Annotated in this window: 12 protein-coding genes; 8 read left to right on the forward strand and 4 right to left on the reverse strand. The window is 73.2% G+C overall.

Annotation, left to right across the window (positions count from 1 at the left end; translation table 11 throughout):
* The first annotated feature begins 169 nt into the window (after positions 1 to 169).
* Complete coding sequence (locus ACI797_RS14245; protein ID WP_456859327.1) at positions 170 to 421, forward strand: hypothetical protein; 252 nt, start codon at positions 170 to 172, stop codon at positions 419 to 421.
* A gap of 20 nt (positions 422 to 441) precedes the next feature.
* Complete coding sequence (locus ACI797_RS14250; RefSeq protein WP_456859328.1) at positions 442 to 936, forward strand: DnaJ family domain-containing protein; 495 nt, start codon at positions 442 to 444, stop codon at positions 934 to 936.
* Here ACI797_RS14250 and ACI797_RS14255 read toward each other — a convergent pair whose 3' ends face one another.
* Positions 937 to 2814 (reverse strand): hydantoinase B/oxoprolinase family protein, encoded by a 1878-nt coding sequence (locus ACI797_RS14255; protein ID WP_456859330.1) that lies wholly within the window; start codon positions 2812 to 2814, stop codon positions 937 to 939. It abuts the gene before it with no gap.
* The gene (locus ACI797_RS14260) at positions 2811 to 4889 is read right to left on the reverse strand and encodes a hydantoinase/oxoprolinase family protein (protein ID WP_456859331.1); all 2079 of its coding nucleotides are present in this window, start codon (positions 4887 to 4889) and stop codon (positions 2811 to 2813) included. The genes ACI797_RS14255 and ACI797_RS14260 overlap by 4 nt, the downstream gene beginning before the upstream one ends.
* 346 nt (positions 4890 to 5235) lie before the next feature.
* Between ACI797_RS14260 and ACI797_RS14265 the strand changes: the two genes are divergently transcribed.
* From ACI797_RS14265 to ACI797_RS14285, 5 genes are all read left to right on the forward strand, one after another.
* Positions 5236 to 5568 carry a thioredoxin family protein gene (locus ACI797_RS14265; protein ID WP_456859332.1) on the forward strand — a complete coding sequence of 111 codons (333 nt, stop codon included), beginning with the start codon at positions 5236 to 5238 and terminating at the stop codon, positions 5566 to 5568.
* A gap of 100 nt (positions 5569 to 5668) precedes the next feature.
* Entirely contained in the window at positions 5669 to 6094 is a 426-nt protein-coding gene (locus tag ACI797_RS14270; protein WP_456542220.1) for a winged helix-turn-helix transcriptional regulator, read from the forward strand.
* A gap of 23 nt (positions 6095 to 6117) precedes the next feature.
* On the forward strand, positions 6118 to 6450 hold the full coding sequence (gene trxA / locus ACI797_RS14275) for a thioredoxin (RefSeq protein ID WP_456859334.1): 333 nt from the start codon (positions 6118 to 6120) through the stop codon (positions 6448 to 6450).
* Positions 6451 to 6525: 75 nt separating this feature from the next.
* Complete coding sequence (locus ACI797_RS14280) at positions 6526 to 6843, forward strand: ArsR/SmtB family transcription factor (protein WP_456859335.1); 318 nt, start codon at positions 6526 to 6528, stop codon at positions 6841 to 6843.
* A complete protein-coding gene (locus ACI797_RS14285; RefSeq protein WP_456859336.1) occupies positions 6840 to 7364 on the forward strand; it encodes an SRPBCC family protein in 525 nt (174 codons plus the stop codon). Before ACI797_RS14280 ends, ACI797_RS14285 begins: the two co-directional genes overlap by 4 nt.
* A 52-nt stretch (positions 7365 to 7416) precedes the next feature.
* Here the strand turns inward: ACI797_RS14285 and ACI797_RS14290 are convergent, their stop codons facing one another.
* Both ACI797_RS14290 and ACI797_RS14295 read right to left on the reverse strand, forming a co-directional pair.
* Positions 7417 to 8247 (reverse strand): SDR family oxidoreductase, encoded by an 831-nt coding sequence (locus ACI797_RS14290; RefSeq protein ID WP_456859337.1) that lies wholly within the window; start codon positions 8245 to 8247, stop codon positions 7417 to 7419.
* A gap of 105 nt (positions 8248 to 8352) precedes the next feature.
* Positions 8353 to 9543, reverse strand: coding sequence for an EAL domain-containing protein (locus ACI797_RS14295; RefSeq protein ID WP_456859338.1), 1191 nt, complete (start codon positions 9541 to 9543; stop codon positions 8353 to 8355).
* A gap of 121 nt (positions 9544 to 9664) precedes the next feature.
* Here ACI797_RS14295 and ACI797_RS14300 point away from each other — a divergent pair, with 121 nt between their 5' ends.
* On the forward strand, positions 9665 to 10282 hold the full coding sequence (locus tag ACI797_RS14300; RefSeq protein ID WP_456859339.1) for a dihydrofolate reductase family protein: 618 nt from the start codon (positions 9665 to 9667) through the stop codon (positions 10280 to 10282).
* Positions 10283 to 10400 lie beyond the last annotated feature (118 nt).

The raw sequence follows: 10400 nt of genomic DNA on the forward strand, positions 1-10400 counted from the left end.
GCTGCGTGACCGGCAAGGGCATCGCCGTCGCCCGCTGATTCCAGCGGTTCGCCGAGCAGCACGCGGGCTTCGACGTCGAGCTCCTCGACCTGGCCGAGGTCGGCCTGCCGGTCTTCGACGAGCCTCGCTGAAGAACGCCCTGGACCACCTCTCGGTCGAGTGGGCCGACATGGCGGCCGGGCTGATCGGCTACGGCGGCGTCTCGGCCGGCCTGTGCGCGGCCACGGCGACCAAGCCGGTGCTCGCCTCGCTGCGCATGCTGCCGGTGGTCGAGGCGGTGTCCATCCCGTTCTTGGCGCAGTTCCTCACCGAGGACGGCGAGTTCGCGCCCGACGCCGAGCTCGAGGCCGGCGCCAAGGCGATGCTCGACGAGCTGGTCCGCGTGACCCCGGCCCTGCGGTCGCTGCGCACCGCGGCCTGAACCGGGTATCAACGAGGGCGATGACCGAGTGCAAGCCCCGCGGCATGTCCTTCGAGACCTGGATCGACCACCAGATCACGCAGGCGCAGGCCCGGGGCGCGTTCGAGCGCCTCGAGGGGGCCGGGCGGCCGCTGCCCCGCCGCGACCGCGAGCAGACCAGCTACGACTGGGCGCTGCAGTGGGCGCGACGGGAGAACGGCGGCACCGACGGCATGCTGCCGCCGGGCCTGGCCCTGCGGAAGGAGCGCGACGGCCTGCCCGGGGTCGTCGCGCACCTGCCGTCGGAGGTGGCCGTGCGGGCGCTGGTCGAGGACTTCAACGACCGCGTCGCGGCCCACTGGCGCCGTCCCGCCGACCGGGCGGACGCCGTCCCGGGCATGGCCGACCTCGACGCGCTCCTCGAGCACTGGCGGGCCACCCGCCCGCCGCCCTCGCCGGACCCCGCCCCCGTGATCACGGCGCCGGAAGCACGCCGGGGCCGCCGGAGGTGGTTCCGGCGCCATGACCGTGGGTGATCAGAGGACGTCGAACTCGTTGAAGGCGGCGCCGCCGGAGAGCTGGGCGTAGCCCGGGCCGCGGTCGAAGAACGGCTCGTCGCCGGTGCGGGCGGCCCGCATGTCGGCGCGCAGGGCCTCGGTCGCCGCGAGGTCGGCCTCGCCGGACTCCAGCACCACCACGCCGTAGTCGTCCCGTGCGCCGGCGACCGACACCTTGCGCCACGCGATGTCGCGCAGCACCTCCTCGACCGGCCGGTCCAGCGGGTCGCCCCAGCCGCCGCCACCGGTCGTCCGGATCCGGACGACGGTGCCGGCCTTCAGCGGCTCGGCGTCGGCCAGCGCGTCGACGTCGTGCTCGTCGGGGCCGCCCGGGTCGACGGTGATCTGGAACGGCCGCCCGGCCTTGCCGCCCTTGACACCCCAGCAGGCCAGGATCGAGCGGTCGGCGATCGACATGAAGTGCGCGTCGTGGAGCACCCGGATGTGCTTCTCGTAGCCGCAGCCGCCGCGGTAGCGCCCGGGCCCGCCCGAGTCCACCGCCAGGCCGAGCCGCTCCACCCGCAGCGGGAAGCGGCCCTCGGTGAACTCGGTCGGCAGGTTCCGCGAGTCGGGGACGACGTGGATGGTGTCCTCGCCGTCGGCGTAGTACCGGCCGCCCGAGCCGCCGCCGAGCACCTCGCGCATGAGGTAGGGGTTGCCGTCGAGGTCGGTGCCGTAGACGCCGGTGTAGCGGATGGTCTCCTGGTCGGCCGGCATGCGGCCGCCGGTGGCCTTGGCCAGCACGCCGGCGAGCACGCCGAGCAGCCGCAGGATGACGAACGTCCGGGCGTTGGTCGGCGCCGGGAAGATCGGCGTGAGCAGCGTGCCCTTCTCGGGGAAGCGCATCTCGATCAGCGGCACGACGCCCTCGTTGACGTCGAGCTGCGCCATCCGCTCCGGCGTCCCGGCCAGGTTGCGCAGGATCGGCGCCAGCCACTTCTTGAGGAAGTTGCCGTCGGCGTAGTCGCCGCAGTGGTTGATGGGGCCCTTGGCCTGCGGGCCGGTGCCGGTGAAGTCGATGACCAGGGGCACCTCCGCGGAGGAGTCCATGGTCAGCGTGATCCGCTGGCGGTGCAGCTTCGGCTCCTCCACGCCGTCGTGCTCGGCGTAGTCCTCCCAGACGTAGGTGCCGTCGGGGATCTGCGACAGGATCTCCCGCCGGTAGACCTCGGTGGAGTTCGCGAGGATCGCCTCGAAGCACGCCTCGACCGCGGCCACGCCGTAGCGGTCGAACAGCTCGCCCAGGCGGCGGGCGCCGGCCAGGCAGGCCGAGCACTCGGCGTCGAGGTCGGCGGCCAGCGAGTCGGGCATCCGCGAGTTGCGGGTCATGATCTTCAGCGCGCTCTCGTTGGGCACGCCGCGGTCCCACAGCTTGATCGGGGGGACCATCAGGCCCTCCTCGTACACGCTGGTCGCCGCCGACGGCATCGAGCCGGGCACCGCGCCGCCGATGTCGTCGTGGTGGCCGAACGCCTGGATGAAGGCGACCACCTCCGGCTCGCCGGTCTCCGGGGACGCCGCGAACACCGGCACCGTCACGCACAGGTCGGGCAGGTGGCCGATCCCGCCCTCGGAGAGGTAGACGTCGTTGTGGAAGAAGACGTCGCCGACGCTCATTGTCTCGATCGGGTAGTCCCGGACGACGGGGTGCACCAGCGCCGAGTACGAGCGGCCGGTGAGCTTGCGCAGCTTGCGGTCGTGGATGCCGGCCCGGAAGTCGTGGGCGTCGCGGATCATCGGCGAGCGCGAGGTGCGCCCGATCGACGTCTCGACCTCCTTCTCGATCGCGGCCAGCGTGCCGGCGACGATCTCGACGAGGACCGGGTCGGCCTCGACCTTGCCGTTCGGGGAGGTCACTGGTCCGACTCCTTCGTGAGCAGCAGGTTCCCGTAGGTGTCCACGGTGGCGCGGAAGCCCGGGTGCACCGGCACCGTCGAGCCGAACTCCTCGATGATCGCCGGACCGCTCACCACGTCGCCCGGCCCGAGCTCGGGCCGGTTGTAGGTGGGGGTGTCCACCCAGTCGTCGAAGAACACCCGGCGCGAGCCCGTGACGGCCCGGTCCGTCCCGCCGTCCCGGGCGTCGAGCTCGACCATGTCCGGACGGCGGATCGGCCCGATCCCGCTCACCCGCAGGTTCACCCACTCCACGGCCTGGCGCGGGTCGTCGGCGAAGTCGTAGCCGTAGAGCTGCCGGTGCGCGGCGTGGAACGCCTGGGCCACCGCCTCGGCCGCCCCGCGGTCGAGGACGCCGTCGGCCACCGGGACGCGCACCTCGAAGGCCTGGCCGACGTAGCGCAGGTCGGCGGTGCGCTGCATCCGCTGCACCTCGCGGCCGAAACCCTCGCCGTCCAGGGCCGCCTGCGCCTGGTCCTCCAGCTCCGCGTAGACGGCCTTGACCCGGTCGAGGTCGAGGTCGGCGTGCTTGGAGACCACCGTCTGCACGTAGTCGTTGCGGACGTCGACGGTGAGCAGGCCGAACGCGCTGACGTTGCCGGGGTTCGGCGGCACCAGCGTGCGCGGCACGCCGAGGATGTCCATCAGCCGGCAGGCCAGCAGCGAGCCCGACCCGCCGAACGTCGTCAGGGTGAAGTCGCGGACGTCGAGGCCCTTGGCCACGGTGACCTGGCGCAGCGCGTTGGCCTGGTTCCAGGCGGAGATCTCCAGGATGCCGGTGGCCGTGCGCTCGAGGGAGAGGTCCAGCTCCGCCCCGAGCCGCTCGAGCCCGGCCGTGGCCGCCTCCACCGACAGCGGGATCTCCCCGCCCAGCAGGTGCGGGGGGATCCGGCCGAGCACGACGTGCGCGTCGGTGACCGTGGGCTGGTCGCCCCCGGACGGGTAGCACATCGGGCCGGGGTCGGCGCCGGCCGACTTCGGGCCCACCTTGAGCGTGCCCTCCGGCGAGAGCCAGGCGATCGAGCCGCCGCCGGCGCCCACGGTGACGACGTCGATCATCGGGATCTTCGACGGGTAGTCGCCGACCGAGCCCTCGGTGGTGAGCGTCGGCTCGCCGTCGATGACCACGGTGACGTCGGTCGAGGTGCCGCCGCCGTCGCAGGTGAGCACCCGGTCGAAGCCGGCGGTCCCGGCGATGAGCGCCGCGCCGAGGGCGCCCGCGGCCGGGCCGGAGAGCATCGTGGTGATCGGCTGGTGCACGACCTCCTGCGCCGACAGCACGCCGCCGTTGCTCTTCATCACGTAGAAGGGCACGCCGGGGGCGATCTCGTCCAGCCGGGTGCGGATGTTGGTGACGTAGGCGCCGACCTTCGGCTTGACCGCGGCGTCGACCAGCGTCGTCACCGACCGCTCGTACTCGCGGTACTCGCGCAGCACCTCGCTGGAGAGCGAGACCACCGCCTCGGGGTACTCGGCCTCGATCACCTCGAGCACCGCCCGCTCGTGCGCGTCGTTCGCGTAGGAGTGCAGGAAGCAGACGCCGAGGGTGCGGATGCCGGCGTCCTTGAAGAAGCGGACGGCGGCGACGGCGTCGTCCCGGTCGAAGGGGCGGACCTCCTCGCCGCGGAAGTCCAGCCGGCCGCGCACGGTGCGGACCAGGTCGGCCGGCACGATCCGCGGCGGCTTGACCCAGAAGTAGCTGTTGCCGTAGCCGTCGGGCACCGACTGCCGGGCGATCTCGAGCACCGACTCGTAGCCCTCGGTGGTGATGAAGCCGATCCGGTCCAGCTTGCCCTCGAGCAGCTGGTTGGTGGCCACCGTCGTCCCGTGGCTGACCGCGGTGATCGACCCGCCGTCGAGCTCGAGCAGGCCGAGCACCTTGCGGACGCCGGCCAGGAAGCCCTCCGCCGGGTCCGCGGGGGTGGACGGCGTCTTGGTGGTCGTCGTCCGGCCGGTCTCCTCGTCCACCGCGACGACGTCGGTGAACGTCCCCCCGGTGTCGATCCCGATGCGAACCCGGCGGGACGGCGCACTCATGGGGCGATACCTTAGCGCTGAGATACCCGGTGCCGGAAGCCTCAGCGGAAGCACTGACGACAGCGGCGCGGCGGCGGGTGTGCCATCGTCCCATGTCCGCCGTGCTCGACCGCGGCCGTCTCGCAACCGGTCTGCCCGAGGCGCGGCACCCTGGAGCACCCGTCCTCACTTCCGCCGGCGCGGTCGTGGTGGGAACCTGCGGGGGGCGGGACGCGACGGGGCTCTGGCTGGTGCGGCCGCGGTCGTGACCGCTCCCCAGGTCGCCTGCAAGGCGGCTGCAAGCGACGTCCGGAGGCTGGAGCGCGACCGGCCCGGGAAGGGCCGCCCGCCGAGGAGGGATCCCCCGATGCCCGTGCAGCACACCACCGACGCCACCTTCGCCGACGACGTCCTGGCCAGCCCGAAGCCGGTGCTGGTCGAGTTCGGCGCCGCCTGGTGCGCCCCCTGCAAGATGATGGCGCCGGTGCTGGAGAACCTCTCCGTCGACCAGGCGGCGCGGCTCAAGGTGGTCGCTCTCGACGTCGACGAGAGCCCGGCGACCGCGTCGGCGTACAAGGTCATGGGGATGCCGACGCTGGCGCTGTTCGTGCGCGGCCAGATGGTGACGACGATGGTCGGCGGCCGGCCGGGTTGGTCGATCATGCAGGAGATCGAGCCGCACCTCGCCGCCCTCGTCTGAGACCCGGGCGCTTCATCGCGATGAAGCACCGCGCTTGATCGCGATGAAGCACGTCCGCGTGCTTGCGGGAATGCTGGATCCAGGGTCTAGACTCAGGACCGTGGCGGACGGCGTGGCGCAGGTGCTGGCCCTCGTGGGGGAACGGTGGGCGCTGCTCGTCGTCCGCGAGGTCTCGCTCGGCCTGCGCCGGTTCGACGAGCTGGCGGCGGCCACCGGGGCGCCGCGGACCGTGCTGTCCGACCGGCTGCGCCGGCTGACCGCGGCGGGCGTCCTCGCCACCCGCCCCTACCGGCTCCCCGGCAGCCGGGAGCGCACGGAGTACGTGCTCACCGACGCCGGGGCCGACCTGCTCCCGCTGCTCGCCGCGATGTCCGACTGGGGGGAGCGCCACCTCGGCGCCGGTGCCCCGCAGGAGGTCGTGTACCGCCACGGCGGCTGCGGCGGCCGGGTGACCGCCCGCCTCGTCTGCGAGTGCGGCGCGGAGACCGGCCCGCACGACCGGCTGATCGCCCAGGTCAACCGCTGACCCGTCGTCCCCCGGAGGTTCCCGTGTCCCTGCCCCGCACCACCGACGCGACGTTCGCCGCCGACGTCCTCGGCGGCGAGCGCCCGGTGCTCGTCGACTTCACCGCCGACTGGTGCCCGCCCTGCAAGATGATCAAGCCGGTGCTGGAGCGGATCGCCGCCGAGCAGGCCGGCCGGATGTCGGTCGTGACCCTCGACGTCGACGAGAACCCCGAGGTGACCCGGCGCTACGGCGTCATGGGGATGCCGACGCTCGCCCTGTTCGTCGGCGGCGAGCTCGTCACCACCGTCGTCGGGGCGCGGCCGCAGGCGGCCCTCATGGCCGCGCTGGAGCCGCACCTCGCCGTGTCCGCCTGAGGCGGGGCGCGGGTGCGACCCCGGGGGCGGTATATGCCTTGACGAGCATATGCCTTGCGAGGCATGCTCGGCAGCGTGCGTGAGGCCACGTGGGCGGCGCTGACCGACCCCCACCGGCGGGCCGTGCTCGGCCTGCTGCGGGAGCGGCCACGGGCCGTCGGCGAGCTCGTGGGGGCGCTGGGGCTGACCCAGCCGGCGACGTCCAAGCACCTGCGGGTGCTGCGGGAGGCGGGGCTGGTCACGGTCCTGCCGGATGCGCAGCGGCGCATCTACGCGCTCGACCCGGCGCCGCTGGCCGAGCTGGACGAGTGGCTGGCCCCCTACCGCTCGCTCTGGAACGACCGCCTCGACGCACTCGGCAGCCACCTGGACCGGATGGAGGAGCGCTCGTGAAGGACGACCTGGGTACGTACGTGGAGCACGAGGGCCGCCCGGCGGTGCGTTTCGTGCGGACCTACCGGCACCCGGTCGAGCGGGTGTGGACGGCGGTCAGCGACCCCGCGGAGCTGCAGCACTGGTTCCCGTCGAAGGTGGAGATCGAGCCGCGCGAGGGCGGCCGGATCGCCTTCGCCGACGACCCCTACGCAGCGGCCGCGGACGGCACGATCCTGGTCTGGGACCCGCCCCACCGGCTGGCGTTCACCTGGTACGAGGACGAGCTGCACCTCACCCTCGAGCCGACCGGCGACGGCTGGTGCCGGCTCACGCTGGTGAACGTGCTCGACGACCGCTCTGCGGCGGCCCGCAACGCCGGCGGCTGGTACGTCTGCCTGGACGTGCTGGGCAAGCGGCTCGACGGCGTCCCCACCAGCGGGCCGCACGGCGACGTGGCGGAGTGGGAGCCGATCCTGCAGGCGCACGTCGACGCCGGCCTGCCCTCGGGCGCGTCGATCCCCGACCCCGTCGACCGCTGACCGCTCTCGGTGCGGAAAGCGGGACCGCTTTCCGCACCGAGAGCGGAGGGGGTCAGCTCTGCGGGCCGGCGGCAGCGACGGCGACGTCCTCCCACGCCCGCCACTCGGCGAGGCGGGACTCGTAGTCGGCCGCGGCGATGCGCAGCGGGGTGCCGCCGAGGAAGATCCGCAGCGGCGGGTCCTCCGCGTCGACCACGGCGAGCACGGCCGCGGCGCTGGCGGTGGGGTCACCGGTGCCGGCCACCCGCGCGCGGCGCTGCTCGGCGGCCTTGACGCGGAACTCGTCGTAGGCCGGGTTGGGGGCGGCGTGCCGGGCCGAGGCGCCGCCCCAGTCGGTGGAGAAGGCGCCCGGCTCGATGAGCGTGACGCGGATGCCGAAGTCGGCGACCTCCTGGGCCAGCGCCTGGCTGAAGCCCTCCAGCGCCCACTTCGACGCGTTGTAGATGCCGATGTTCGGGAACGCGCTGATCCCGCCGATCGACGAGACCTGGAGGATGTGGCCCGAGCGCTGCTCCCGCAGGTACGGCAGCGCCGCCTGGGTCACCCACAGGGCACCGAAGACGTTGGTCTCGAACTGGGCGCGCGCCTCGGCCTCGGTGATCTCCTCGATCATCCCGAACTGCCCGTAGCCGGCGTTGTTCACCACGACGTCGAGCCGGCCGAAGTGCTCGTGGGCCTGCTTCACCGCGGCGATGTCGGCCTCGCGGTCGTCGACGTCGAGCTGGACGGGCAGCAGCCGGTCGCCGAAGCGCTCGACCAGGTCGTCGAGGGTCGAGGTGTCCCGGGCGGTCGCGGCCACCGAGTCGCCCCGCTCCAGGGCGGCGACGGCCCACTCGCGGCCGAAGCCGCGGGAGGCGCCGGTGATGAACCACGTCTTGGGCATGTGTGCTCCTCGCTCGCTGGCTGTCGGAGGGACGGCGCAAGCGGACGCGCCTCCTCTTCCGGCCCCAAGTGCGGGCGGGCGGGTTCTGTTCCCGGCCGTGCGGGCTCAGGCGGTCAGCGCGGCCTCGGGGGCGAGCAGCGCCTCGACCGGGCCGGGCCGGCCGAAGTGCCAGCCCTGGCCGAGGTCGACCCCCAGCGCCAGCAGCGCCGCGGCCTCGGCGGCGGTCTCCACGCCCTCCGCGACCACCTGCGCCGAGCAGCCGTGCGCGAACTCGACCAGCGAGCGCACCAACGTCGACAGCACCGGGTCGGCGTCCACCCCCGACACCAGGCTGCGGTCGAGCTTCAGCACGTCGGGGGAGGTGACGACGATGTGCCGCAGCGAGCTGAAGCCGGCGCCGACGTCGTCGATGGCCAGCCGCAGCCCGCGGGCGCGCAGCGGGTCGAGCACGCGGGCGAGCGCGGCGTAGTCGTCGACGGGGTCGTGCTCGCTGAGCTCAAGCAGGACCCGGCCGAGCGGGAGGCGGTCGAACAGCGCCGCCGCCTCGTCGGTGAGCAGCGTGGCGGGGGAGAGGTTCATGCCGACGTAGCCGCCGACCCGGTCCAGGTGGGCGGCGGCGCGCTCGAGGGCGAGCAACTCCAGCCGGTGGCCCTCGCCGACGCTGTGCGCCTCGGCGAAGACGACGTCGGGCGTCGTCCCCCACTCGGCGGGGAAGCGGCTGAGCGCCTCGGTGCCGATCCGCTCACCGGTGAGCAGCCGGACGATCGGCTGCAGGACGACGGTCGGTCCGCCGGCGGCGATCACCGGGCCGATCCGCCCGAGGACCTCCGTGCGGCGCTCCTGCGCGCGGACCTCCGGCTCGACGATGACCGCCGCGGCCGAGGCGAGCACGTCCATGAGCGCCTTGTCGCGCTTCGTCAGCTCCTTGTCGGAGGTCAGCCCGGCGGCGCAGAACGTCCCGTAGAGCGAGCCGTCGGACAGCCGGACGGGGACCGAGACGTAGCTGCGGATCCGCGGCATCCGGGCGGCGGGCAGCGCCATCGCGGCCGGGAAGGCCGTGAGGTCGGGGATGACCGGGGGCAGCTTCCCGTCGAGGATCGCCTGGCACAGCGAGGTCTCCTGGACCTGCGTCACCTTCTCCTGGAACAGCACCGGGATGCTCGACTCGACGACCTCGAGGTGCTGCGTCGTCCCGTCGAGCCGGCTCAGGAACGCCACCGACAGGCGCAGCGACTTCTTCGCCGTCTGCAGCAGCTCGGCGATCTGCCGCTCGGAATCGGTGCGCTGCCTGCCCATGGTGCTCCATCGGCACGCGCGCCCGGCGGCTGGAGGAAAAACTTCCGCGGCGGTGTCGATGAGCGGCGGTCCCGTTCGACGTCTTGACGACGGAGCCCCACGAACCCCGCAGGAGGAAGCCATGCGTCCGCTCGTCGTCACCACGTTCCTGACCCTCGACGGGGTCATGCAGGCCCCCGGCGGGCCGGAGGAGGACCCCTCGGGCGGGTTCGCCTTCGGCGGCTGGTCGTTCCCGTACGCCGACGAGGTCTTCGGTCAGCAGATGGACGAGTGGTTCGCCGGGGCGCAGGACTTCCTGCTCGGCCGGACGACCTACGAGATCTTCGCCGCGCACTGGCCGCGGGTGGAGGGCGACGACAACGTCACGGTGGGCCTGCAGACCAAGACCAAGCACGTCGCGTCGCGCACGCTGACCTCGCTGGACTGGGACACCGCGCGGCTGCTCGAGGGCGACGTCGCCGAGGCGGTGCGGGCGCTCAAGGCCCAGGACGGCGGTGAGCTGCAGGTGCACGGCAGCGCCGGGCTGATCCAGACCCTGCTGCGCGAGGACCTGGTCGACGAGCTGCGGCTGATCATCGACCCGGTGACGCTCGGCCAGGGCAAGCGGCTGTTCGGCGACGGCACGATCCCGCGCAGCTGGCGGCTCACCGGCTCGAAGGTCACCACGACCGGTGCGCTGATCGCGAGCTACCAGCGCGCCGGGGACGTCGAGACGGGCTCCTTCGCCTTGGAGGACTAATGGGGGCTTACCGGGCCTCGCCATCTCTGGCAGGTTCGGTGCCGGTAGCGGCCGGTGGGTCAGCACTTGCAAGGACGGGAATCGCTGAATTCCTAGGCTCAGACCGTGCGCCCACCGG

It is taken from the genome of Geodermatophilus sp. SYSU D00691, from assembly GCF_054050275.1.